This window comes from Paraburkholderia sp. BR10954, from assembly GCF_040965775.1.
Classification (GTDB): domain Bacteria; phylum Pseudomonadota; class Gammaproteobacteria; order Burkholderiales; family Burkholderiaceae; genus Paraburkholderia; species Paraburkholderia youngii.
This window is the reverse complement of sequence record NZ_JBFRCK010000034.1, coordinates 67,357-90,918: the sequence shown is the minus strand read 5'-3', so window position 1 is coordinate 90,918 and position 23,562 is coordinate 67,357. Positions and strand designations below refer to the sequence as shown.

Annotated in this window: 21 protein-coding genes and 1 pseudogene; 15 read left to right on the top strand and 7 right to left on the bottom strand. The window is 63.0% G+C overall.

The genetic code is table 11. The annotated features are described in order from the left end of the window. Positions 1 to 212: pseudogene (locus tag AB4Y34_RS33335) on the top strand (EmrA/EmrK family multidrug efflux transporter periplasmic adaptor subunit); the annotation flags it as partial. Between the two features lie 60 nt (positions 213 to 272). On the opposite strand, the gene AB4Y34_RS33330 reads toward AB4Y34_RS33335, so the two are convergent. From AB4Y34_RS33330 to AB4Y34_RS33315, 4 genes are read right to left on the bottom strand one after another with little or no spacing between them, the layout of a single operon-like run. Next, entirely contained in the window at positions 273 to 1,202 is a 930-nt protein-coding gene (locus AB4Y34_RS33330) for a LysR family transcriptional regulator (protein WP_176383633.1), read from the bottom strand. Beyond that, positions 1,202 to 1,501, bottom strand: a complete 300-nt coding sequence (locus tag AB4Y34_RS33325) for a helix-turn-helix transcriptional regulator (protein WP_176383631.1) — start codon at positions 1,499 to 1,501, stop codon at positions 1,202 to 1,204. The genes AB4Y34_RS33330 and AB4Y34_RS33325 overlap by 1 nt, the downstream gene beginning before the upstream one ends. After that, positions 1,495 to 2,106, bottom strand: coding sequence for an AraC family transcriptional regulator (locus AB4Y34_RS33320; protein ID WP_368718452.1), 612 nt, complete (start codon positions 2,104 to 2,106; stop codon positions 1,495 to 1,497). The genes AB4Y34_RS33325 and AB4Y34_RS33320 overlap by 7 nt, the downstream gene beginning before the upstream one ends. A 6-nt stretch (positions 2,107 to 2,112) precedes the next feature. Beyond that, on the bottom strand, positions 2,113 to 4,974 hold the full coding sequence (locus AB4Y34_RS33315; RefSeq protein ID WP_368718451.1) for a 2-oxoglutarate dehydrogenase E1 component: 2,862 nt from the start codon (positions 4,972 to 4,974) through the stop codon (positions 2,113 to 2,115). Positions 4,975 to 5,393: 419 nt separating this feature from the next. Between AB4Y34_RS33315 and AB4Y34_RS33310 the strand changes: the two genes are divergently transcribed. The 5 genes from AB4Y34_RS33310 (at position 5,394) to AB4Y34_RS33290 (ending at position 11,571) form a co-directional block, all read left to right on the top strand. Continuing rightward, complete coding sequence (locus AB4Y34_RS33310; RefSeq protein WP_176383625.1) at positions 5,394 to 6,365, top strand: GlxA family transcriptional regulator; 972 nt, start codon at positions 5,394 to 5,396, stop codon at positions 6,363 to 6,365. Positions 6,366 to 6,396: 31 nt separating this feature from the next. Then, entirely contained in the window at positions 6,397 to 6,933 is a 537-nt protein-coding gene (gene mug / locus AB4Y34_RS33305) for a G/U mismatch-specific DNA glycosylase (protein ID WP_368599805.1), read from the top strand. Between the two features lie 421 nt (positions 6,934 to 7,354). Beyond that, positions 7,355 to 8,962 carry an MFS transporter gene (locus tag AB4Y34_RS33300; protein WP_368718450.1) on the top strand — a complete coding sequence of 536 codons (1,608 nt, stop codon included), beginning with the start codon at positions 7,355 to 7,357 and terminating at the stop codon, positions 8,960 to 8,962. Between the two features lie 12 nt (positions 8,963 to 8,974). Then, entirely contained in the window at positions 8,975 to 10,051 is a 1,077-nt protein-coding gene (locus AB4Y34_RS33295; RefSeq protein ID WP_176105794.1) for an HlyD family secretion protein, read from the top strand. Next, a complete protein-coding gene (locus AB4Y34_RS33290) occupies positions 10,048 to 11,571 on the top strand; it encodes an efflux transporter outer membrane subunit (protein ID WP_368718449.1) in 1,524 nt (507 codons plus the stop codon). Before AB4Y34_RS33295 ends, AB4Y34_RS33290 begins: the two co-directional genes overlap by 4 nt. A 64-nt stretch (positions 11,572 to 11,635) precedes the next feature. On the opposite strand, the gene AB4Y34_RS33285 is transcribed toward AB4Y34_RS33290, so the two are convergent. Next, on the bottom strand, positions 11,636 to 12,556 hold the full coding sequence (locus AB4Y34_RS33285; RefSeq protein WP_368718448.1) for a LysR family transcriptional regulator: 921 nt from the start codon (positions 12,554 to 12,556) through the stop codon (positions 11,636 to 11,638). A gap of 143 nt (positions 12,557 to 12,699) precedes the next feature. On the opposite strand from AB4Y34_RS33285, the gene AB4Y34_RS33280 reads away from it, so the two are divergent. From AB4Y34_RS33280 to ilvB, 3 genes are read left to right on the top strand one after another with little or no spacing between them, the layout of a single operon-like run. Next, positions 12,700 to 13,929 carry an MFS transporter gene (locus AB4Y34_RS33280; RefSeq protein WP_368718447.1) on the top strand — a complete coding sequence of 410 codons (1,230 nt, stop codon included), beginning with the start codon at positions 12,700 to 12,702 and terminating at the stop codon, positions 13,927 to 13,929. A gap of 48 nt (positions 13,930 to 13,977) precedes the next feature. Next, positions 13,978 to 14,232, top strand: a complete 255-nt coding sequence (locus AB4Y34_RS33275; RefSeq protein WP_368614060.1) for a hypothetical protein — start codon at positions 13,978 to 13,980, stop codon at positions 14,230 to 14,232. Further along, entirely contained in the window at positions 14,229 to 16,094 is a 1,866-nt protein-coding gene (gene ilvB / locus AB4Y34_RS33270) for a biosynthetic-type acetolactate synthase large subunit (RefSeq protein ID WP_368718446.1), read from the top strand. The genes AB4Y34_RS33275 and ilvB overlap by 4 nt, the downstream gene beginning before the upstream one ends. A gap of 100 nt (positions 16,095 to 16,194) precedes the next feature. Here ilvB and AB4Y34_RS33265 read toward each other — a convergent pair whose 3' ends face one another. Next, entirely contained in the window at positions 16,195 to 16,539 is a 345-nt protein-coding gene (locus AB4Y34_RS33265) for a hypothetical protein (protein WP_368718445.1), read from the bottom strand. 720 nt (positions 16,540 to 17,259) lie between these two features. On the opposite strand from AB4Y34_RS33265, the gene AB4Y34_RS33260 reads away from it, so the two are divergent. Together AB4Y34_RS33260 and AB4Y34_RS33255 are read left to right on the top strand one after the other, a co-directional pair. Next, positions 17,260 to 18,222, top strand: coding sequence for a transporter (locus AB4Y34_RS33260; RefSeq protein WP_176383609.1), 963 nt, complete (start codon positions 17,260 to 17,262; stop codon positions 18,220 to 18,222). 326 nt (positions 18,223 to 18,548) lie between these two features. Further along, positions 18,549 to 19,289 carry an SDR family oxidoreductase gene (locus AB4Y34_RS33255; RefSeq protein ID WP_368718444.1) on the top strand — a complete coding sequence of 247 codons (741 nt, stop codon included), beginning with the start codon at positions 18,549 to 18,551 and terminating at the stop codon, positions 19,287 to 19,289. Here the strand turns inward: AB4Y34_RS33255 and AB4Y34_RS33250 are convergent. Then, positions 19,264 to 19,479, bottom strand: a complete 216-nt coding sequence (locus tag AB4Y34_RS33250) for a hypothetical protein (protein WP_368598924.1) — start codon at positions 19,477 to 19,479, stop codon at positions 19,264 to 19,266. The two genes, AB4Y34_RS33255 and AB4Y34_RS33250, sit on opposite strands and share 26 nt — an antisense overlap. A gap of 6 nt (positions 19,480 to 19,485) precedes the next feature. On the opposite strand from AB4Y34_RS33250, the gene AB4Y34_RS33245 reads away from it, so the two are divergent. The 4 genes from AB4Y34_RS33245 to AB4Y34_RS33230 all read left to right on the top strand — a co-directional run bounded on the left by AB4Y34_RS33245 (position 19,486) and on the right by AB4Y34_RS33230 (position 23,553). Further along, positions 19,486 to 20,244 carry an ABC transporter substrate-binding protein gene (locus tag AB4Y34_RS33245; protein WP_368367357.1) on the top strand — a complete coding sequence of 253 codons (759 nt, stop codon included), beginning with the start codon at positions 19,486 to 19,488 and terminating at the stop codon, positions 20,242 to 20,244. A 148-nt stretch (positions 20,245 to 20,392) separates the two neighbouring features. Beyond that, on the top strand, positions 20,393 to 20,974 hold the full coding sequence (locus AB4Y34_RS33240) for a flavin reductase (protein ID WP_176383605.1): 582 nt from the start codon (positions 20,393 to 20,395) through the stop codon (positions 20,972 to 20,974). Positions 20,975 to 21,013: 39 nt separating this feature from the next. After that, positions 21,014 to 22,567 (top strand): 4-hydroxyphenylacetate 3-hydroxylase N-terminal domain-containing protein, encoded by a 1,554-nt coding sequence (locus AB4Y34_RS33235; RefSeq protein WP_368718443.1) that lies wholly within the window; start codon positions 21,014 to 21,016, stop codon positions 22,565 to 22,567. A 98-nt stretch (positions 22,568 to 22,665) separates the two neighbouring features. Continuing rightward, positions 22,666 to 23,553 (top strand): FMN adenylyltransferase, encoded by an 888-nt coding sequence (locus AB4Y34_RS33230; protein WP_368718442.1) that lies wholly within the window; start codon positions 22,666 to 22,668, stop codon positions 23,551 to 23,553. The last annotated feature ends 9 nt before the right edge of the window (positions 23,554 to 23,562 follow it).

Genomic DNA, 23,562 nt, shown 5'->3' with positions numbered 1-23,562 from the left:
CGCGCGACGAGTCCGGTTCGCAGCTGGGCGCAGCGCAGAACACGCGCTATAGCACCGACGTTTTTGCGCGGTACGATGCAAAGGCCGACGCCGAGATCGACAGGATCATCAAGCAAAACGAAATGGTTTCCCGCGCGATAGCCGCGCAACCGCAATCACAATCCGAATCGCAACGCTTGGCGTCGCACCAGCACAAGGCAAACGCGGGTTGAATCGATCCAGGTCCAGCCAGCCGCGACACGGCATCGAGCGGCAGGCCACCGAGGCGGGGCTCAACTACCGAGCGCCGCCTCATCTTCGGCCAGTGCCGTCGGCACGGTCTCGCGCAGAAAATCGACGAAAGTTCTGATCTTGGCGTCCAGATACTGGCGTGATGCATGGACCGTGAAGGCCGTCAGCTTCTGCAGCCGATACTGCGGCAGCACGCGAACCAGCGCACCGCTGTTGAGCAAGGGCAGGGCACTCGACATCGGCAGCGCGCCGATGCCCACCCCTTCGCGCAAGGCGACACCGAGCGCATCAGGCAAGTTCATTTCGACCGCGGCTCTTGGAAGCACAATCGTTTCGCGGCCGTTGGGTCCGTCCAGATGCCAGCGATCGCGCGGGAAGATCGACATGACGAGCTGTAGGCACGTGTGACCGCGAATGTCCTGCACCGTGCGCGGCGTGCCGCGCGCATGCAGATAAGCGGGCGCCGCGCACAGCACGCTGTGGACGTCGCCGAGCCGATGCGAAACGAGTCCGGAGTCCGGAAGATCGGTCGAACTCAATCGAAGCATCAGATCGTAGCCATCGTCGAGAAGATCGGGCGTGCCAGACGATAACGTCAGCTCGACCGACACGGCAGGATAGCGCTCACGATAGTGGACCGCTGCCGGCACCAGATACGTCGTGCCAAAACCAGGCGACGCATGCACGCGCAGCCGGCCCGAGGGTTTGACTTGCGCATTGGCTGCCTCGGCGTCGGCCTCGTCGACCGAGGCGAGTATCTGTTGGCAGCGATCCAGATATCGCTCGCCCGCATCGGTCAGCGCGAGCCGCCGGGTACTCCGGTGCAGCAGACGAGTGCGCAGATGTATCTCGAGTTGCGCGACCGCCCGCGACGCGTTGGCCTTCGGAATGTCCAGACGGGAGGCCGCCGCCGTGAAGCTTCCTTCTTCAGCGATGCGGACGAATATCCGCATCATGTTGAGCTTATCCATTACAAATGCATGCGAATCTTTTCGGTAAATGCCCGTATCACTTCTTCATTGCGCGACAGGAAAACCCATTGGCCGACTCGCCGCGGAACCAGAAGTCCCGCATCGACCAGCAGGGCGACATGCATCGATACCGTCGACTGCGCCAGACCGCTGCGCGCCTGGATCGCGTGCACGGGTACGCCGCGGCCGTGGCCTGCGTAGTCGTCCGGAAAGGTCGCGGCGGGGGCTCTCAACCACCCGAGGATGTCGCGCCGCAGCGGATTCGCGAGAGCCTTGTGGATCAGGTTCATGTCTAACATCGATTTCTCCGTACGCACCCGGCGTTTCGTTCCGGCAGCGTCAACAACGCCGTGGCGATCGTTCCCGCGGCATGTTCGCCGAGGTCTTCCCGCACCAGCGACAGCGCGAGGTGGATTGCCGCACTCGCACCGCCCGACGAGTACAGGTTGCCATCCTTCAGGCAGCCGGGATTCGATACCACATGGACCAGCGGATATTCGGCCGCGAGGCGATCGGCGTCGCGCCAATGGGTATTCAGCCAGCGGCGATCGGCGAGACCGGCGCTGGCAAGCAGAAACGCGCCGTTCGAAATACAGGCGAGCCTATGGGCCTTTGGCCCCGCATCGCTCAGCCAGTCCACGAGTTCGCGATGCTCGCGCGCAGAACCGGGCACCGGCGAGCCGGGCACGACGACGAGATCGAATGGCGGGCGCGAATCGAACAGGCATTCCGTCGTACCCACGGCCGTTCCGTTCGAAGCACGCACCGGCCCGGGCGACGGGCCGATCAGATGCGATTCATAGAAGACACCCCCATACAGCCGGTTTGCCTGATGAAACACATCCATCGGACCGCTGACTTCGAGCAGCTGAAATCCTGCATAGAGCATCATCGCGACACGCATACGCACTCAGCCGGTGAACGCTCGCGACACGAGCGCGGATTGCACTGCCGCATGCGCCGCGTGCGATCCCGGCGCGGTCGATGCCCAGGCATCCGGTCCCGCGTACAGCAGCGCCTTGCCGGTCGGCAGAATCTCGCGTAGCAGCGGCTCGGCGAAACTCCATGCGCCCTGGTTGCGCGCTTCCTCCTGGCACCAGACCACGGTCTTCAAGTTCGGATAGCGGGCGAGTTCGGCGGCCAGCTGTTGCGCCGGAAACGGATAGACCTGCTCGACGCGGATGATCGGGGTGTCGGTGATACCGGCGCTGCGGCGATGATCGAGCAATTCGAAGTAGAGCTTGCCGCTGGTTACGATCACACGCTCTACACCAGCCGCGCGGGACGCGTCGATGTGGATGTCTGGCAAAACCTCGCGGAATTCGCCGTGACTCAACTCGTCGAAGGTGCTGGTCGCTTCCGCGTGGCGCAGCAGCGACTTGGGCGTCATCACCACGAGCGGGCGCCGTGCGACGGTGCCGGCCTGCATCAGCAGCAAATGGAACAGCTGCGCGGGGGTGGTCGGTTGCGTCACCCGCATATTGTTCTGCGCGCTCAATTGCAGGTAGCGCTCGAGCCGCGCCGATGCATGCTCGGGGCCCTGGCCTTCCTGCCCGTGAGGCAGGAACAGCGTCAGGCCGCTGTGTTGTCCCCACTTGGCCTCGCCCGCCGCGATGAACTGGTCGATCACCACCTGCGCGCCATTGGCGAAGTCGCCGAATTGCGCTTCCCAGATCACCAGCGCATTGCGATTCACCGTCGAATAGCCATACTCGAATGCCAGCACGGCGGCCTCGGAAAGAATTGTGTTCGTCACGCTGAACCGGCCTTGCGCTGCGCCGAGATGATCGAGCGGAACGTAGACCCCATGGGGACGATGCATGCGAGTCTGATCGTGCAGCACCGCGTGCCGGTGGTTGAAGGTCCCGCGCGCGCTGTCCTGCCCGCTCAGCCGCACACTGACCCCGGCTGTGAGCAACGAGGCGAATGCCAGGTGTTCACCCATGCCCCAGTCGAGCAGGCGTTTTCCGGAGGCCATTTCCTGCCGCCCGCTGATCATCTTCCTGACGAGCGGATGCAGCGTCAGGTCTGCGGGGACGGTCGAGATCCGCTGCGCGAGCGCGCGCAGATCGTCGGCCGATGGGACGAGGTGGCGGGCTGCGCCTGTCTGCGCGGCTGAGCGCGCGCGCTTGGCGCGTTCGTCGTGCAGCGGCGACGCATAGGAACCGACGGTTTCGTGCGCCCGCTCGAAAAGCTCGCGGCGCGCGCTGACGTAGCGTTGCGCCTCTTCGGCCGTCAGCACGCCTTGCTGGATCAGCCGGTTTGCGTAGCGGGTCCGCACGCCTGGATGATTCGCGATCGAGCGATACATCAGCGGCTGTGTGATGCCCGGAGTGTCCTGTTCCTGATGCCCGTATCGGCGGAAGCAAACGAGATCGATGACGACGCTGCGTTTGAAGGTGGTGCGATAGTCGAGCGCCATCCTCACCGCCATCGCGACCGCTTCTGGGTCGTCGCCATTGACGTGCAGGATCGGCGCTTCAATCATCTTCGCGACATCGGTCGTATAGAACGACGAACGCGTGTCGCGCGGATCGGAAGTCGTGAAGCCGATCTGGTTGTTGACGACGACGTGGACGGTGCCGCCCGTTCCGTGTCCGCGCGTATAGGAAAGGCTCAGCGTTTCCATCACCACGCCCTGGCCGGACATCGCCGCGTCGCCGTGGATTTCCACCGGCAGCACGTCGTCGCCGTCGGCACTGCCGGCGAGATCCGCCTTCGCGCGCGCCATGCCTTGCACGACGGGATCGACGATCTCCAGGTGCGACGGGTTGAACGCGAGCGTCACTTCAACCGGTCCGTCGTCGGTTTCGACCGAACTCGTGAAGCCCTTGTGATACTTGACATCGCCTGCCGTCAGTTTTTCGGCATTCTTGCCATCGAATTCGTCGAACAGCGCGCGTAGCGGCTTGCCGACGATATTCACGAGCACGTTCAGGCGGCCGCGGTGCGCCATGCCCATCACGAGCGCGCGCAGCTTTTTGGACGCACCATAGCGGACCAGTTCGTCGAGCAGCACGATCAACGACTCGCCGCCTTCCAGCGAGAAACGCGTTTGCCCGACATAGCGTGAATGCAGGTGTTTTTCGAGCCCTTCGGCCGCGCTCAAACGTTCGAGCAGCCGCAGTTTTTCCGCGGCTTGTAGCGTCGGTCTCGCTCGCGTGGATTCGAGCCGCATCTGCCACCAGCGCCGTTGCTGCGCGTCGGCGAGGTGCATGAACTCGGCGCCGAGTGTGCCGGTGTACGTTTGCTCGAGCGCGTCGACGATGTCTTTCAGCGTCGCGTCGTCCTCGAACAGAAAGGTGTCGGCGGTGCTGAAGGTGGTCGACATGTCGGCGGCCGACAGGCCGTAGTAGGCCGGGGTCAATTCGGCGTAGGAGCGGGGCGGCGTCCAGGCGAGCGGGTCGAGATCGGCGACGCGCGTGCCGATCATCCGGAACGCGGCGATCAGCGATTGCACCGCGACCTGCTTTCTCGCGAGGCCCAGCGCGTCGACGGCCTTTTTATCGGTCTGGTTATCGTCGTCATGGCTGGCCGCGACGACGGCACGCGGCGTTCGCTTTGCCAGTTCGACGAAGCTGGAGATCACCGGTGCATGCGGCTGGTCGTCGCGATCGCTGCCGTCGCTGGCGGGGGTATCGCGCAACGCATCGAACCACGCCCGCCACTCGGCCGTGACCGCATCCGGGTCAGCCAGGTAAAGCTCATATTGCTCTTCGATGTAGGGGGCGTTGCCCCCGAACAGGAAGGATCGCTGACGTTCCTTGAACATGATGAATCTGCCCTTGGTCGCTGTGCGGTCGTGAGCCGGCCGCAACACATGAAGTGACTGCTATCGCTGCGTATAGTCGCCCACGGTACAGCCAGGCATTGACGCGCGTCACAAGCGCCGTCCTGAGCGGGAGACTTCCCGGCATGCCCGGTTGATATGCCCGGGCCGCGGTCGTGTACACAGTCTAGTTAAGCGAGGCAGTGGCGGAAACATGCGGATGGTGAGTTCATCTGCCAACTAGTTGAGGTTTTGAGCCACGCACGCGGTCGAGGCGTGCGGCGTGTCGGGCATCGTGGCGGCGACAGATTTGTTACTCGCAGACACAATAGTTTTTCCAGACGCTGACGGCATGCGCGGCCGATGATGCGGTAAGCTGCGCCACGCATCGCAAACATAGTTCCCGTCATGAAGGTCACGGCATGAAAGTCGCCATTGTTGTATTCGATGGTGTGCAGGCGCTGGATGTAGCAGGCCCACTCGATGTGTTCGCCGAGGCGAATACGTTCCTGCCCGAGCATCAGCGCTACGAGGTCACACTGGTCGGGCGCGAGGCGGGCACCGTGACCTGCTCGAATGGCATGCAGCTGGCGGTTTCGTTCGGCTATGCCGACCGTGACGTTCAATGGGACCTGCTGCTGGTGGCAGGAGGACCGCAGTTACCCGATGCCCAGCCATCGAATGAATTCCTGGCGTGGTTGCAGAATCAGGCGCGCAGCGCGAGCCGCTTCGGCTCCGTGTGCAATGGCGCGTTCGTGCTCGCGCATGCCGGGTTGCTCGACGGCAAGGAGGTCACGACGCACTGGTCGGACGCGCATCGGCTGTCCAGTGAATTTCCGCAAGCCAATGTGCAGCCGGACAGAATCTTCGTTCGCGACGGACGGCTATTCACATCGGCCGGCGTGACCGCTGGCATCGATCTGTGTCTCGCGCTCGTTGCCGAGGACTGGGGGCACGAGCTCGCGGTGCGGGTCGCGAAGCGTCTGGTCGTGTATATCCAGCGCGAAGGCGGTCAGTCGCAGTACAGCCCCTACATCGGTGCGGGCAAGGACGAAGATCCGATCCTTCACAAGGTCTATCGATTTGTGAGCGAGCATATTGCCGAGGCGCTGTCGATCGACGACCTCGCGAGCGCGGCCTCTGTGAGCCGCCGCACCTTGTCGCGGGTGTTCGCGAAGCACGCGAAGTTGACGCCCTCGGTGTTCGTCGAGCAGGTGCGCGTCGATACGGCAAGAAAGCTGCTCGAGAACACCGATGCTCCGCTAAAGACGGTCGCGTTCAAATGCGGCTTTCACAACGCCACGCATATGCGCACGACTTTCTCGCGGCGACTCAACGTCACCCCGAAGCAATATCGGATGCGATTCAGAGGGGAGGCGAGTGCGCAACAGTGAGTCCATCGCGGAGCTTTCAGACGTGTCGCCGATAGCGAATGACGATGCCGCGCAATCCCTGCCCGACGTCATCGGGCCCGGATTGTCGATCCTCTTTTGCGGCATCAATCCCGGATTGCTCGCGGCGTCGACTGGACATCACTTTGCAGGCAGAGGTAACCGGTTCTGGAGGGTTCTTCATCGTGCAGGTTTCACGCAGGAGGAGTTTCGCCCCGAGAACGACCGTCAATTGCTGAAGGGTGGATATGGTCTGACTGCTGCGGTCGCCCGCCCGACGGCTCGTGCGGATCAGTTGTCGAAGGCGGAGATTCAAGCCGCTGCGGCGCAGTTCGAACAGAAGATCCGACACTACGCGCCGCGATTCATCGCGTTTCTCGGCAAGGTGGCGCTCGCCGAAATGTCCGGCCAGCGTGAGATCGAATGGGGCCTGCAAGCGCGCAATTTCGGCGGTGCGCGCGTATGGGTGCTGCCTAACCCAAGCGGCCTGAACCGGTCCTTCAGCCTCGATGCACTGGTGAGCGCGTATCGCGAGCTCCGTATTGCGGCGGAATTGACGCGCTTCGATTAGGCGGCCGCTTGCTGCCTCCATCTCGCTTTGCTGCCTCCACGGCCGCACTGAGCCATATCTCCCGCTTTGGCCCGAACACATACGGGTCAATTCCGGCCAGCCGGTAACCGCTGGTCGCGCATCGGCGTTTCGCCTGACTCAAGCCAGCAACTGAATGGAATGGCCCGCGACGAACCACCCGGTTTCGTCGCGACGCACGCTTTTGAGCCCGTGCCGCGCGCGGCACGCAGCCGTTCGCGACAGCGTGGCCTGGCCAGTTTTCCGTACTAGATGGCCCAAAACCCGACATGCCGAAGCTTTCGGAAATCGTCCCGATCTCTGACAATTAAGCAATCGGTGAACAGCAGCGAAGCGCGGTGAGCCGACAGCTGACTATCCCTATCGGGCAGTACAGCTAACCAAACGGGAGCGGGTGAAACCTATGACGACTGAAATGGAAGCGCCGAGTATTCCGCGATCGCCGGAGCCCGCTCCCTTGCGCGTGATGGCGGCGCCGCCCCAGACGCCCCCTGCGCAGGTGAGCTTCACGGCGCGCATCGCGCTCGGGCTCGTCGGCATGCTGTTCGCGTCGCTGCTGGCGATCCTCAACGAGCAGGTTACCGCGGCCGCGATGGCGGATATCCAGGGCGCCTTCCTGATCGGACATGATGACGCAACCTGGCTAACCGCACTATTCGAAGCGGCGAACGTCGCAACGATGGTGTTTGCGCCGTGGTTCGGCATCACGTTCACGCTCAAGCGCTTCACGATTGGCGCGGTGCTGGCGACGATGTGCTTAGGGCTGCTGTGCCCGTTGGCTCCGAATCTGCCGGCTCTGTACCTGTTGCGCATCCTGCAGGGAATCGCGGGGGGAAGCCTGCCGCCGATGCTGATCATCGTGGCGCTGCGCTATCTGCCGCCCAATCTGAAGCTGTATGGCCTCGCGGGCTATGCGCTGACGGCTACTTTCGGCCCGGCCCTCGGCACGCCGCTCGCCGCATTGTGGACCGAGTTCGTCAGCTGGCGGATGGCGTTCTGGCAGATCGTTCCGCTAGGCGTGCTGTGCTGCATAGCGATTCAGCAGGGGCTTCCCGCGGACCCGATGAAGCTCGACCGGTTTCGCTCGTTCGACTGGGTCGGCTTTGTGACCGGATTTCCCACGGTCGCGATGCTCGTGACCGGTCTATTGCAAGGCGATCGTCTCGACTGGTTCGACTCCGCGTTCATTCGCGTGATGTTCGGCGCGGGGTCGCTGTTGCTGGTCGCATTTCTCGTCAACGAATGGTTTCAGCCGGTGCCGTTTTTCAAGCTTCAGCTGCTTGCGCGCAGGAACTTCACGCATGGACTTTCGACCTTGCTCGGCACCGTGATCCTGCTGGTGGGCATGGCGGCGATTCCGGGCCAGTATCTCGCGAAAGTGCATGGCTACCGCCCGCTGCAGACCGCGCCGCTGTCGCTGTCTCTGGCCATCCCGCTGTTGATCACATTGCCGCTGACGGCTGCTTTGCTCAACACGCGCCGCGCCGATCACCGCTGGGTGATCGCCACGGGTCTCGCGCTGATGTTCGCGACCTGCGCGTTGGGAAGCTTTATGACGTCGGAATGGATTCGCGACAACTTCTACCTGCTGCAATCGTTGCAGATCGTCGCGCAGCCGTTGGTGATCATGTCGATCCTGATGGGCGTGACGACGGGGCTGCCGCCCACCGAGGGTCCGTTCGCTTCGGCGATGTTCAATACCGTCAAGACGTTTTCCGCGGCGCTGGCGAGCGGACTCATCGAAGCTGTGGGGACTGCGCGCGAGCACTTTCATTCGAGCATGCTGGTCGATCAACTGGGCAACCGGTTACTGATCGCGAACCAGGGCGTCGACGCGAACTACGGTCTCGGTCAGCTGGCGCACCGGATTCACGAACAGGCGGTGGTTCTGACCTCCGCCGATCTGTATCGCGTGATGGCGTGTGTTGCCGTTGCGCTTCTTCTGCTGGTTCCCGTGTTGCCTGTGCGCATCTATCCGCCGTGGAGCACGACGCCGCCTTCTTCGCATTGAGGAACGATTTCCATGTCATCGACTATGCCATCCCCACTGAAGATCTTTCGTGTTGCCGCGGTCATCGGCGTCGTCGGCCTTGCTGCATGGGCTGCCACGCGGCTCTTTGCGAGCCCGAGTACCGAGTCCACCAACGACGCCTACGTCACCGCGGACTTCACGCTCGTCGCGCCGCGCGTCCCGGGCCAGATCACAGACGTACTGGTCAACGACAACGAGGACGTGAAAGCGGGCCAACTGCTCGTGCGCATTGATGACCGCGACTTTCGCGCGGCGTTGATGAGCGCCGAGGCGGAAGTGGTCGCGGCGAAGGCGTCGGTGGCGAACTTCGACGCGGAGATTGCGCGGCAGCCGTCGCTGGTCGAGCAGGCGCGCGCGACGCTGCGTGCCGACGACGCATCGATCGGTTTTGCTCGGGCTAACGCGTCGCGTTACCAGAACCTTTCCGACGCCGGCGCTGGGACGGCACAGGAACAGCAACGCGCTTCGAGCACACTCGCGCAGCAGCTTGCGCAGCAGTCGCACGATCAGGCGGCGTTGCTGGCCACCGAGCAGAATCTGGACGTGCTGCGCACGCAGCGCGACAAGGCCGCAGGCGCACTGCAACATGCCGAGGCTGCGCTCGAGCAGGCGAAGCTGAACCTCTCGTATACGGAGATCCGCGCGCCCGTCGACGGCAAGGTCGGCCGCCGATCGGCGCGGGTCGGCGCGTTCGTGACGCCTGGCGCGCCGGTGCTGGCGATCGTGCCGCTATCGGATGCGTACGTGGTCGCCAACTTCCAGGAAAGCCAGATCACCAACATGCGGCCGGGTGAAACCGTGCGCGTGACGGTGGATAGCCTGCCCGGCGTCGTGATCCGCGGCCGGATCGATAGTCTCGCTCCCGCGACCGGCGTCAGCTTCGCGCCAATCGCGCCCGACAACGCCACCGGCAACTTCACGAAGGTCGTGCAGCGGGTACCCGTCAAGATCACGATCGATCGCGGCCAAGCGAAGGCGTCGGCATTGAGCGTGGGGCTTTCGGTCGAGGCGGAAGTCAAGGTAGGTCACGGTGACGAAGCCACCGCCGAGGGAGCGGAAAGAGAATGAACACGAGCGAATACTCCTTGCGCGGTGTCGTCGCCGCGCTTCTGACCTGTATTGCGCTGACGGCATGTACGGTGGGTCCGAACTTCGAACGTCCACAGACGGCTACGCCGCGGGTGTTCGAGCGCACGCAAGCCGCGCAGTCGCCGAGCCGCGCCGTGCAAGCCCAGTTCGGTCCAGACTGGTGGACGCTGTTCAACGATCCGGTATTGAACGATCTGGAAAAGCAGCTAGCCGACGCCAATCTGGACGTCGCAGCGGCCTCCGCGCGTTTGCTGCAAAGCCGGGCCGAGCGCCGCGTGGTCGGCGCGGCCGAGTACCCGACCCTCGACGGCGCCGCTTCGTACAACCGCGAACGCGGCAGCGAAAACGGCATCCTGTCGCTGCTCGGCGTTACCCCGACGCAGAGCCAGCCGCAATCGGCTTCCGGCAGCGCGCCGCTCGGGGTGGCGGCCATGCCGGGCTCCAATGGCTCGCCCGCCTATAACCTGTATCAGGCTGGGTTCGATGCGTCGTGGGAGATCGATCTGTGGGGGCACGTGCGCCGCAGCGTCGAAGCGGCGACCGCGATGTCAGAGGCCTCGTATGAGGACCGCAACGCCGTGCTGTTGAGCGCGCGCGCGGAGCTGGCGCGCGACTATATCGAGCTGCGCGACACGCAGGACCTGCTCCAGATCGCGAAACAGAATCTCGACATCGCCAATGATGCGCTCAAGCTCACGCGGGTTCGTGCGCATGAAGGCGTCACCACCGATCTCGACGTATCGAACGCCGCCGCGCACGTGGAAAACATCGAAAGCCTGATTCCGACGCTGGAGTCCCGCTCCGAGACCACGATCAACGCGATCGGGCTGCTGCTCGGGCAGGATCCCGGGGCGCTGCGGCAGACGCTTGCCGCGCCTCGCGAGGTGCCGGTGTTGCCCGCACAGGTGCCGATCGGCTTTCCGTCGGAGCTCGTGCAGCGCCGGCCCGATATCCGCAAGGCGGAGGCGGACCTGCATGCGGCGACCGCGACGGTCGGCGTCGCGAAGGCCGATTTCTATCCGCGCATTACGCTGAACGGTAGCGCGGGCCTGCAGAGCCTGCAATTGTCGAATCTCGGCAGCTGGGCGTCCGGGCAGTTCGTCGTGGGACCGTCGATCACGTTGCCGATCTTCGAGGGCGGTCGTCTGAAGGGCACGCTGCAATTGCGTGAAGCGCAGCAACAGGAAGCCGCGATCGTCTACAGGCAGACGGTGCTGCGGGCGTGGCAAGAAGTCGACGATGCGCTCGTCACCTACGATGCCGAACAACGCCGCCGCGATCGGTTGGCCGCGGCCGTCAGCATGAACGAGCGCGCGCTCGTGGTCGCGCGGGCACGCTACAAGGCGGGCGCGCTCGACTATCTCGACGTGCTGAACGTGCAGCGGCAACTGCTCGAAGCGCAGAGCAATCTGCAGACGAGCAAAGCCACCGCCGCGACCAATCTGATCACGCTCTGCAAAGCGCTGGGAGGGGGATGGGAATCGACCTACGGCGGGTAACCAACGCGCCGGCGATGTCGTGGAAATCGCGTCCGGAGTGTAGACCGCCGCGACGCGGCCGCGCTCAGACCTCGGTCACTCTGATCGGTTGTCCTGAGATGCGCGCGTGCAGCCGTGGTGTCGCGAAGTCGAGAAAGGCGCGCAGCTTCAAAGGCAACGGCGTTTGCCCCGCATGCACGAGATGGATCGGCAACGGCGCCGACTCGAACGCATCGAGCACGACACGAAGCTCGTTCGCATGGATCGCGTCCGCCACCTGGTAGGAGAGCACACGTATCAGTCCGACGCCGAGAATCGCCGCCGCGATCGCGGCGTCCGCCGTGTTCACGGTGAGGCGAGACTGCACCGGCACGGTCAGCACCGACTGGCCGGAGCCGAAGGTCCACGCGCGCGTCGACTCGAGCACCTCGAACATGATGCAGCGATGCGCGCCGAGATCCGCTGGTCTGGCCGGCACACCCTGCGCATCGAGGTACGCGGGACTGCCGCAGATGACCCGGCGCACCGCGCCGACGCGCCTCGCGACCAGCGTGCTGTCGGGGAGTTCGCCGATCCGGATCGCGACGTCGGCGTGCTCGTCGAGCAGATGCACGATGCGGTCCGTCAGCACGAGATCGATGTCGATTTCGGGGTAGTGCGCCAGAAAATCCGCGACTACCGGCACGACGTGCAGACGGCCGAAAACGATCGGCGCGGTGACCACCAGTTGGCCCCTCGGTGCCGCGTATTCGCCCGTCGCGGCGCGCTCGGCTTCGCCGATCTCTTCGAGAATCCGCCGGCACGCGGCGACGTAGGAAGCGCCGGCCTCGGTCAACGATAGCTGGCGCGTGGTGCGGTGAAGCAAACGTGTTTTCAGATGCGATTCGAGTTCTCCAACCTTGCGGCTGACCGTGGCGAGCGGCATGTCGAGCCGGCGGGCGGCAGCCGACAGACTGCCCGCATCGACGACCGCGACGAGGATGGACATCGCTTCGAGACGGTTCATGATCCTCTCGTTCGATGGAAGGATGAATCTCGATCCTGACGGATTCTCTTGATCAGCGCAAGCGCGTAACGTTCATAACCGGAAGCCGGAGGGCGGCATGTCGCCGCAAAAGCCGGAGCGAGTAAACAATAAGGAGCTTTGCAGTGCCCGACTCAACCCACCTCACCGATCGTTCCGCCGCGCCCGCATTCGTGTCGCGCGGAAAGATCCTCATGATGGCGATCATCGCCGGCGCGGTGATCACCAACATTTACTGCACGCAGCCGATCCTACCGCTGATCGCGGCGGGCCTGCGCGTCGACGTGACGACGGTCGACCTGGTCGCTGCGGCGGCACTGCTCGGTTTTTCGAGCGGGCTCGCATTGCTGCTGCCGCTCGGCGATCGGTTCGACCGCCGCAAGCTCGTGCTGATCCAGATCGCGCTCGCGTGCGTGTTCGGCGTCGCCGCGGCCGTCGCGCCCGGCATCTGGTCGCTCGTCGGGGCGTCGTTTGGTCTCGGCATCGTCAGCTGCGTTCCGCAGCAACTGGTGCCGTTCGCCGCCGTCATGTCGCGGCCGAGCGAGCGCGGGCGGAACGTCGGCACCGTCGTGAGCGGGATCATGATCGGCATCCTGGCCGGACGTACGGTCGCCGGCGTGATCGGCGCGGCGTATGGATGGCGCGCGGTGTACGGCGCCGAAGCGGCCTTCATGGTGCCGGTCTGGATCGCGGCCGCGGCGCTGCTGCCGCGCGGCGTGCCGTCGACAAACCTCTCCTATGGACGTCTGCTCGCCTCGCTGTGGCCGCTTGCGCGCGACAATCGTCCAATTCGCGAATCGATGCTGATCCAGGCTTTGCTGTGGGCGTGTTTCAACGCGTTCTGGGTCAATCTCGCGGCGCTTCTCGCGAGCGGACCGTGGCATCTCGGCAGCGCGTGGGCGGGCGGTTTCGGCGTAATTGGCGCGGCCGGCGCGTTCGCCGCTTCACTCGGCGGCAATGCGACCGATCGCGTCGGGTTCCGCAAGGTGATCGGCGCCAGTATCGGCATCGTCACGCTCGCGTATCTGTTGCTGTCGGGCGCGGCGAGCTCGCTGACGCTGTTGATCGTCGGCGTGATCGTGCTCGATATCGGCGTGCAGTCCGGCCTTGTATCGAATCAGACGCGCGCTTTTGCCGTCGATCCGAAAGCTCAGGGGCGCATCAATAGCCTTTATATGACGGCCACGTTTTTCGGCGGTGCGGTCGGCGCGACGCTTAGCGGCTGGCTGATGGCGCGCTATGGCTGGACCGGCATCGTCGTATTCGGCATCGCGCTCGGCGTGCTCGCCGCCGCGATTCACTGGATCGGCGCGAATCGGGGAACGGTAGTCGATGTAGAGGCAACCCCCGATTGATCGCGTGTTACCGCCTGGTTCGAAGGTCGTTGACTGCAGAGGTGAATCATGAAGGTCGCGATGAAAACTGTCGTCCGTAAAGATGATGCTCCGACGATCGTGCATGCGATGAAGTCGGTCGATCCCGACGCGAAAGTCGAAGTCGACGTCGTCATCCGAAGCCGCTTCGCCGGATCGGATCGCCGCGCCGTTGGATGGCCCGGATGCGATCCATGCTGGCCCGTGGATGAACCTTTTGTCCAGGCAAGCCGCGGCGATTGTCGTCAGAATCCAGAGGACCAGTTTGACGCGAGTCAGGTATGAGCAAAAACCCGAAAACTGCCGTACAGGAAATTCATGAAGCACCGTCTGCCGGTGAATCGATGTCGGGTGCCGACATCATCTTGCGCGTGCTCAGCGAACAGGGCGTCGATACCGTGTTCGGCTATAGCGGCGGTGCAATCCTGCCGACCTACGACGCTGTGTTCCGTTTCAACGAACTGCATGCACACGATCCGGCACGGCAGATCAACCTCGTCGTACCGGCCAACGAACAGGCTGCGGGCTTCATGGCCGCGGGCTATGCGCGCGCGAGCGGCAAGGTCGGCGTTTTCATGGTCACGTCCGGCCCCGGCGCGACCAACGCGGTGACGCCGATCGCCGACTGCAACGGCGATTCGGTGCCGGTCGTGCTGATCTGCGGACAGGTGCCGCGCGGCGCGATCGGCAGCGATGCATTCCAGGAGGCGCCGGTGTTCAACATCATGTCGGCGTGCGCGAAGCAGGTGTTTCTCGTCACCGATCCGGACAAACTCGAACAGACACTGCGCACTGCATTCGAAGTCGCGCGCACCGGACGGCCCGGCCCCGTCGTCGTCGATGTGCCGAAAGATATCCAGAACTGGACCGGTAGGTGGCAGGGGCAGGGCACGCTCGCGTTTCGCGGCTACTCCGATCGTCTTCGCAAGGTGGCCAAAGGCGCGCATCTCGACCACGGCAAGCGCGCGGAGTTTTTCGATTTGCTCGCGCAAAGCCGGCGTCCGCTGCTGTATGTCGGCGGCGGCATCATCACAGCTGGGGCGACCCGGGAGCTGCGGCAGTTCGCCGAGCGTTACCGGATTCCCGTGGTGCATTCGTTGATGGGGCTCGGCACGATATCGGTAAAACACGAACTGGGCCTTGGCATGCTCGGCATGCACGGGGCAGCCTGTGCGAACTATGCAGTAGAGGATTGCGATTTTCTGATCGCGGTGGGCGCACGGTTCGACGACCGCGTCGCCGGCGGCCGCCCCCACGCCTTTGCGCCGCGAGCGCGCTACGTCGCGCACATCGATATCGACGAGGCCGAAATCAACAAGGTGAAACGCGCGCATTGGGCCCATGTCGGCGATGCGAAGAACGCGTTGCTATCGTTGATGGACTACGATGCACAGTTCGAGGCTCCGGCGGCGTGGCTCGACCATATTGGCGAACTGAAGCGGCATTACGGCATGAACTACGAGCGCAACAGCCCGCTGATCCAGCCGCAGTTCGTCGTCGAAAAGCTCAGCGAGATCACCGGCGGCCGGGCCATCGTGACTACCGGCGTGGGGCAGCACCAGATGTGGGCTGCGCAGTTCTTCGACTTCGTCGAGCCGCGAAGCTTTCTGAGTTCGGGCAGCATGGGGACGATGGGCTTCGGGCTGCCCGCGGCGATCGGCGCGCAGATAGGGCGCCCGGATGCCCTCGTGATCGACATCGACGGCGATGGCAGCATGCGGATGAATATCGGCGACCTCGAGACCGCGACCACGTATGGCGTTCCAATCAAGGTGCTGTTGCTCAACAACGTCGGTGACGGGATGATCCGGCAGTGGCAGCGTCTCTTTTATGACGGACGCTTATGCGTGAGCGACAAGTCACTTCATCGGAAGGACTTCGTGATGGCGGCCAAGGCCGACGGGTTCGAGTTTGCGCAGCGCGTCGAGTCGATCGCCGAATTGGAAGGCAAGCTCCGAGCTTTCGTCGGATTCCCCGGACCGGCTTTTCTCGAAGTGATGATCGACCAGAACGCCGATGTGTTTCCGATGGTCGGGCCGGGACAAAGCTATGCGGAGATGATCACCGGGCCTTTCATCCCCTCTCGCAATGAGCAGGAAGCTGGCGGCAAGCACGCGGTGCGTCAGGCGGCGTCGGATATGTTCTAAGTGAAGTGAGCCGGCTTTGGGCCGGCTCACGAGGCGCTTCGAGTCGCGACTTGCGGGGCGCGAAGCGGGAAGGGCATCAATTGCGTGTGGTGCGGGCCGCTCAGGCGCGCGGAATCTTAGCAATGGCGACACTTTCGACCGCAGCGTTGGCGGCAACCTCGCTATGCGAAAACGCCGAGCGCGCATGGGCCGCCTTGTCGGCGACCACGGCGGCGAACGCCTCCAAAACGCCGCCGACCACGGCGGGCTGATCGTAGAAGCCATCGGCTGAACTCGCGTGCATGCGCAATGGGCAAGCGAACACGACCGCTACCTGTCGTCCCTCGGATTGCCTGCAACGGCGGAGCCATTCCAGCAAACGCAGATCAGCGATGACGCTCGCGAATTCGGCCAGGCTGTGGATGGCAGCCAGCTCGCTAGGGGAAGCATCCTTAACTCGTTTCACATCGCGCTGAAGTTCAAGGCTGTCTGGATAGTGTCAACTTGCGTGCGTTCTTGCCTGCGGTTACTGGCAAGACCGGTGGCAGATTAATTACGTCCTACGCCGGTCCGCTCCATTACGCGGCGGAATAGTGTCTATGACGCCGCGTCTATAGAGCGATCATTCTGGCTAGCCTAATGTAGTCCAACAGCGACGGTTCGGAAGGCACGGTGTACGGCCAAATCCCGAGCGTTCTCCATTGCGGGTGACCAGTAGGTCTGCCCGATACCGGGAAAAGTGAAATGTCCTACGCGCAATTACCACCGCAAGCGGCGCCGCGCGGACTCGAGCGCGAGTCCGCAGCGTGCATCATTCCACGACGATATCCGCACGCGGAAGATTTGCGAAATGACGATTCGCGAGCAGGACATTCGCGTGCAATCGAGCCCATGACGTATAACGGTTCGCGAACCTCCGCCGCAAACAAGCCCGATTTCCCCAATCTGATGTTCGCCCCCGATTACCCGGTCCATTCCGATCGGGACCGAAACTCATAGCGTTCCGACGAAGCGCGCTTCAGACGCTTTGCGGTGCTTGTGCTTACAGCACACGCACACGCCCGGTTCGCATCGCCGGGCTGGTGCGTGAGGCGCACGGCCTCTCACAAGCACTTCATTCGCAGTCCAACTCAGAGCAATACATCTAAAGCGCCGTGCGTTGCCTGACGAGCGCGAAGGGAAAGCCATGCCCTTTTTCGAGTATCGCGGCTTGCGTCGGTGTGTCAGCGTCCCGCTCATCGCGGGCGCCGCGGTTGCATCATGCTGCCGGGTCGCAACCGTCCATGCAACCGAGGGCGGGGGGAACAACTATCCGGTCGGCGTGAACACACTGCTGCCGGGCATTCAGCCCGCCCCAGGCAATCACTTGTATGTCTACCTGCAAGACTACGAAGCGACCACGCTGGCAGGAAACAACGGCGACCCATCGAGCAGCGTATCGGATTTTTCGCTTCATGCGCAGGCATTGGCATTCCGCTTGTCGCACGTGTGGCGGGACGTGACGCTGTTCGGTGCGACGCTCGAGTCGAGGACCAACATCCCGTTCGTCAATCTCGACGTGCACTTCGACGCGCACACGCCAAAAGGTCGGGTATACAAGAGCGGGCATGCGACGGGGCTGTCCGATCTGACGCTCGGACCGCTTTTCCTCGGCTGGCATATCGGCAACCTGCATCAGGTGATTGGCCTCGAATTCTTTGTCCCGACAGGCAGCTACGACCCGGGCCGGATCGTCAATCCCGGCCGCAACTACTATTCGATGCAGCCGAATTACGCGGTCACATGGTTGCCGACGCCGAATATCGAATTCAGCGCGCGAGCGCTTTACAGCGTGAACTCGGTCAATCACGCTACCGATTATCACTCCGGCAATGAATTCATCGTCGACTACAACGCCGGTTATCGCTTCACGCCGATGTGGCAGGTCGGCGTGAGCGGGTATTTCTACAAGCAGACGACGGACGATTTACAACACGGCGTTCCGGTCAACGGCAATGGCAACCGCGGACAGGCGTTGGGCGTGGGCCCGTCGATCGCATACGGCAATCGCAAGTTTTCCGTCGCACTCAAGTACCAGCGCGAAATGATGGTCCGCAACCGGCCAGAAGGAAACCGCGTCTGGCTGCAGATGTATATGCCGTTTCAATAGTAGATGTGCGATCGAAGCCTCGTCGTCGATCCGCATCGCATGAGGAGAGACGAGCTTCATTCCACGACGGAATAGTGTCCATGACCCGACATGCGTAGTACTGAACATATCGACGCGGTACTGTAGATAACAGAAAGACACACGACGCGTTCACGATGCGACGAATGCAATAAGTGTCCATGATTTGCGCGTTGTTTGCCGATGCATCCATCACTGACCTGATAAGGAGTCGCTTCGCACATGAGTACAACGAATTACACCAACGCGGAGCCGCGCGCGTGCTCCAGTTGTGAATATCCAATCAATCCCAACACGGAGGTGACACCATGTCCGTCGCGCTAATCACTGGAGCAAGCCGAGGTATCGGCGCAGCCATTGCGGCCGCCTTGGGCAGGCAAGGCTACAAGGTCGTCGTCAATCATCGCAACAGCGCGGCTCAGGCCGATGACGTGGTCGCCACGATCGCTGCGGCCGGCGGTGAAGCCATCGCGATTAAAGCCGACGTCACCCGGCCTGACGACGTCGCCGCGATGGTGGAGCACGTGAACGAGCGCTGGGGCGGAGTCGACGTCCTCGTGCACAACGCGCTGACGCCGTATGACGTGACCTCGTTCGCCGACCTGAGCTGGGAGCAGCTTGGCGGAAAGCTGGATACGGAACTGCACGCCGCCTTTCTGGCGACCAAGGCCGTGGTTCCGGGCATGATGACCCGGAGGCATGGCCGGCTCATCTATCTGAGTGCGCTGCTGTCACGTCGGCCGCGCAACGGGATGATCACGCTCGGCACCGCGAAGGCGGCTCTCGACCAGTTTGTGCGCTATGTCGCGCTTGAATTGGCGCCGCACGGCATTACCGCCAATCTCGTCGCGCCGACCACCGTCGAAGGTGCGACCTCGGCAGGCCTGATTTCCGCGGAGCGCCTGAAGGCGATCGCGGCATCGATACCGATGGGCCGGCTCGCGCATCCGACGGAAGTGGCCGATACGGTCGTCTACCTCGCAAGCGAAGCGTCGGGCTTCACCACCGGGCACTACCTTCCCGTCAGCGGCGGCTTTGGAATTGAGTAAGCACGGCAGGTCGCCGAATCGGATCCACGGCCTCGCGAAACACACTTTCAATTGCATCTGATTGTCCTGACAGGAGATTCACATGACGAAGCTCTCGATCGACCTGACTTATGTTGGTGCGGGTATTCACGAAGAACTGGTCGCGCATGTCGCTGATCAGGAGGGATATTTCGAAGATGAAGGCGTTCACGTCGCGTTGCGTGACGGCGCCGTCTGGAAAACCGAGCGCGTGCGCGCCGGCGCAACCATCGGTCTGGGCCGCGCTTTATTGTCGCGGATGACCGACGGCATCAAATGGACGGCGCTGAGCGTCAATACGCACCAACCGCTGTTCTGGTTCGTCGGCGCTAATGGCGTGCGGTCGATGGAACAGCTGCGTGGCCGCCGTCTGGCCGTGCACGGGGCGCGCACCGCGCCGGGGGTGTTCGCGCGGATCGTGTTGCGCAAGCACGGGCTGGATCCCGATCGCGACGTCGAGTGCGTCGAGCGAATCCCCGGCGACTACCAGATGGATTTGCGGCGTCTGCGCGACGGAACGATCGACGCGGCTTACGTGGGCAGCACGTTGTCGGCAGAACAGGTGGCACGCGAAGAAGGCTTTTCGGTGTTGGCCTGGGTCGGCGATCACTTCCAGATCCCCACCGTGGGGCTCGCGGTTGACCCTTCGCGCATCGCACTCGACGACCCGGCGCTGCAAGCGCTGGTACGCGCGTACAAACGATCGCTGAAAACGATCGCCGAACAGCCGAGCCTCGCGGTCGAACATATCGCGTCGATGTTGGGGCGACTCACGCGCAGCGAAGCGGAACAACACTACGAACGCTACATCCGGCCGCATTTCACCTCCGATGGCCGGGTCGATCTCGCGCTTGCGAAACAGGGGGTGGCAGCGGTCGCCGCCGAACTGGGGCTCGCCACGAAAGGGGCCGACGAGATGTACCTGGCGACGTTGTAATCGGGTAGTCAAGTCAATCGGGTCGAGTTGGAGAAGGTGTCGAAGTACTTCGCCACTTACCTTCTCGTCCCGGGTTCGCGGGCGCGATGCGCTTCCGTGGCGTTTGGAAACGCAGCCCCCGCACAACGTTGGATTTGGAGACCGCGTCATGCCTAACACGCAGAAAAGACGAGAGCTGGCATCCGACTCTGCCATCGCCACGCTGCAGCCGAATCTGCCGGCGACGACGGTGGCGGACGTGAGCGCGACCGATTTCAGGCAGGCGCTGTCCAGCGCGATCACGCCGGTCACGATTCTCGCCACCGATGGGCCCAACGGAAGGGCGGGTGTGACCTGCTCGGCCGTTTGCTCCGTATGCGACACGCCGCCGACCGTGCTCGCCTGTGTGAACCGCAAAAGCTTCGCCAATGGCGTAATCAAGGCGAATGGCGTACTCACGCTCAACTGGCTCGGAGCCGAACAGAGCGAACTTTCGCAGCTCTTCGCCGGCGTCGGTGCCGCCTCCATGCAGGAACGGTTTGCCGGCAGCGAGTGGGGAACCCTCGCGAGCGGTGCGCCGTATTGCAAACAGGCGCTGATGACGCTCGATTGCCATCTCGTCGATGCGATCGAGTTCGGCACGCATAGCCTGTTGTTCGCTCGCGTGATCGCGACGATTCAGTCGGACGACGGCCGGCCGCTTGCTTACTATCAGCGCGCCTATGTAACGACTCACCCCGCCACCTGTTAATCAGCGGTCTCTTCACTTCATTACGCAAAAGGAATAGTCATGATCCGAACCGGTCGCCAATACCTCGAATCCCTGAATGACGGGCGTCAAGTCTGGGTGGGAAACGAAAAGATCGACAACGTCGCCACGCATCCGAAAACGCGCGATTATGCGCAGCGTCACGCGGATTTTTACGACCTGCATCATCGTGAGGATTTGCAGGACGTCCTGACCTACGTCGACGAGAACGGCGGGCGCCATTCGATGCAATGGTACGGACATCACAATAAGGATCAACTACGGCGCAAGCGGAAGTATCACGAAACGGTGATGCGGGAAATGGCCGGTGCGTCGTTTCCGCGTAGTCCGGACGTGAACAACTACGTGCTGCAGACTTACCTCGACGATCCAGTGCCGTGGGAGAAGCAATCGATCGGCGCGGACGGCCATATCAAGGCAAAGAACATCGTCGATTTCGTCAACTTCGCGAAAGACCACGATTTCAATTGCGCGCCGCAATTCGTCGATCCGCAAATGGACCGCTCGAATCCTGACGCACAGGCACGCTCGCCGGGCCTTCAGATCGTCGAGAAGAACGAAAAAGGCATCGTCGTCAACGGCATCAAGGCGATCGGCACGGGCGTCGCATTCGCCGACTGGATTCATATCGGCGTGTTCTTCCGGCCTGGCATACCCGGTGAGCAGGTTATTTTCGCGGCTACGCCGGTCAATACGAAGGGGGTGACGATCGTCTGCCGGGAAGGCCTCGCGAAGGAGGACTCGATAGAACATCCGCTCGCATCGCAGGGGGATGAACTGGACGGCATGACGCTTTTCGAAAACGTATTCATTCCGTGGTCACACGTGTTTCACATCGGCAATCCCGAGCATGCGAAGCTCTATCCGCAACGGGTTTTTGACTGGCTCCACTACCATGCACTGGTACGTCAGATGGTGCGCGCGGAGTTGATGGCGGGTCTTGCTGTGCTGATCACCGAGCATATCGGAACCAGCAAGATTCCCGCGGTGATGACGCGGGTCGCGAAGCTGATCGGGTTCCATCAGGCGATGCTCGCGCACGTGATCGCGGCGGAAGAACTCGGGTTTCATACGCCGGGGGGGCACTACAAGCCGAATATTCTCATCTACGACTTTGGACGCGCACTGTATCTTGAGCACTTCTCGGCGATGATCTACGAGCTCGTCGACCTGTGCGGGCGCAGTGCGCTGATCTTCGCGAGCGAGAAGCAGTGGAACGATGCGACGCTCAAGCCGTGGTTCGAGCGCCTGAACAGCGGCCCGGTCGGCAACCCGCACGACCGCCTGAAGATAGGCCGAGTGATCCGCGACCTGTTCCTGACGGACTGGGGCAGCCGTCTGTTCGTGTTCGAAAACTTCAATGGCACGCCGCTGCAAGCGATTCGCACGCTGACGATGCAGCGCGCCGAGTTCTCCGGCTCGGGCCCGTACGCGAAGCTCGCCCGGCGCGTCTGCGGAATCGAGTCCGAAATCGACGACGACAGCGACTACAAGGCGACCGCGGACTACGCGAAGGCGCTCGATTCGGCGCGGCATCAGGAGTCGCTGGCATTGAGCGGCACCATGGCCATCTGAATAGTCAACGGCTCGGATCAACGTGTGACTCGAGCGGCGGGCGATGCGAGTACCGTGCATGAGCACAGTACCGTTCTTCTCAACAACGGGAGTCTTGAATGCTAGTCATCTCCGATCCACGCGAATTCAGACTATCGGGGTCGGTGGTGTCGATCGGCATGTTCGATGGGGTCCATCACGGACACCGACATGTGCTGCAGAAGTTGCGGGAACGAGGTGCGGTCTCGTCGCTTCCTACGGTGGTGGTCACGTTCGATCCTCATCCGCTCGCCACCCTGCGTCCCGCCGCCTGTCCCGCGTTCCTGTCCACGCTCGAAGGTCGGATGTCGCTGCTCGCATCCACAGGCCGCGTCGACTATTGCGTGGTGCTGCGGTTCGATCGGGCTCGCAGCGAAGAGTCCGCGGACGATTTCGTCGAGCAAACGCTGGCGGGCAGACTGGGCATCCGCTCACTCGTCGTCGGCGAGAACTTTGCGTGCGGCAGCGGGCGACGGGGCGATATCGAGTATCTGAGTGCGCTCGGCGGCCGACTCGGCTTCGAGGTCGTTCCGGTGCCGTTGCAACTCGATTCGCGCATCGCGGGTGGCGCGCATTGCTCGTCGAGCGAGACCAGACGTTTGATCCAGCGAGGCGATATCGTCGCGGCCAATGCGATGCTGGCCCGTCCGCACGAGTTGCCCGGCACCGTGCACGGCCTGCTCGCGGCGCCTTGCCATGCAATCGACTTGACCGTGCCCGGTGACATGTGTTCACCCCCCGCCGGAAACTACGCCGGCACGGTGAAAAAGCAGGGCGCGTCGCCATGGACCAGCGCGATCCTGCAGGTACGCGAGCAACAACCCGGCCGCGGTGGCCGCGCGGTTCGCGTGCTGGCCGCGAGAACCACGAAGATCGTCATCGGTGACGCAATGACCGTTAGGTTCCTCGATCGAACCAGCGTGACTGCGAGCCGCGTTGCGGTCGGCACGACAGCCGATCCAAAGTAATTGAGGTGA

Excerpts from the sequence above, each read along its gene's own strand:
- AB4Y34_RS33330 (WP_176383633.1), bottom strand. The coding sequence starts at position 1,202 with ATGGATAAGCTCAACATGATGCGGATATTCGTCCGCATCGCTGAAGAA.
- AB4Y34_RS33325 (WP_176383631.1), bottom strand. The coding sequence starts at position 1,501 with ATGTTAGACATGAACCTGATCCACAAGGCTCTCGCGAATCCGCTGCGG.
- AB4Y34_RS33320 (WP_368718452.1), bottom strand. The coding sequence starts at position 2,106 with ATGCGTGTCGCGATGATGCTCTATGCAGGATTTCAGCTGCTCGAAGTC.
- AB4Y34_RS33315 (WP_368718451.1), bottom strand. The coding sequence starts at position 4,974 with ATGTTCAAGGAACGTCAGCGATCCTTCCTGTTCGGGGGCAACGCCCCC.
- AB4Y34_RS33310 (WP_176383625.1), top strand. The coding sequence starts at position 5,394 with ATGAAAGTCGCCATTGTTGTATTCGATGGTGTGCAGGCGCTGGATGTA.
- AB4Y34_RS33300 (WP_368718450.1), top strand. The coding sequence starts at position 7,355 with ATGACGACTGAAATGGAAGCGCCGAGTATTCCGCGATCGCCGGAGCCC.
- AB4Y34_RS33295 (WP_176105794.1), top strand. The coding sequence starts at position 8,975 with ATGTCATCGACTATGCCATCCCCACTGAAGATCTTTCGTGTTGCCGCG.
- AB4Y34_RS33290 (WP_368718449.1), top strand. The coding sequence starts at position 10,048 with ATGAACACGAGCGAATACTCCTTGCGCGGTGTCGTCGCCGCGCTTCTG.
- AB4Y34_RS33285 (WP_368718448.1), bottom strand. The coding sequence starts at position 12,556 with ATGAACCGTCTCGAAGCGATGTCCATCCTCGTCGCGGTCGTCGATGCG.
- AB4Y34_RS33275 (WP_368614060.1), top strand. The coding sequence starts at position 13,978 with ATGAAGGTCGCGATGAAAACTGTCGTCCGTAAAGATGATGCTCCGACG.
- ilvB (WP_368718446.1), top strand. The coding sequence starts at position 14,229 with ATGAGCAAAAACCCGAAAACTGCCGTACAGGAAATTCATGAAGCACCG.
- AB4Y34_RS33260 (WP_176383609.1), top strand. The coding sequence starts at position 17,260 with ATGCCCTTTTTCGAGTATCGCGGCTTGCGTCGGTGTGTCAGCGTCCCG.
- AB4Y34_RS33255 (WP_368718444.1), top strand. The coding sequence starts at position 18,549 with ATGTCCGTCGCGCTAATCACTGGAGCAAGCCGAGGTATCGGCGCAGCC.
- AB4Y34_RS33240 (WP_176383605.1), top strand. The coding sequence starts at position 20,393 with ATGCCTAACACGCAGAAAAGACGAGAGCTGGCATCCGACTCTGCCATC.
- AB4Y34_RS33235 (WP_368718443.1), top strand. The coding sequence starts at position 21,014 with ATGATCCGAACCGGTCGCCAATACCTCGAATCCCTGAATGACGGGCGT.
- AB4Y34_RS33230 (WP_368718442.1), top strand. The coding sequence starts at position 22,666 with ATGCTAGTCATCTCCGATCCACGCGAATTCAGACTATCGGGGTCGGTG.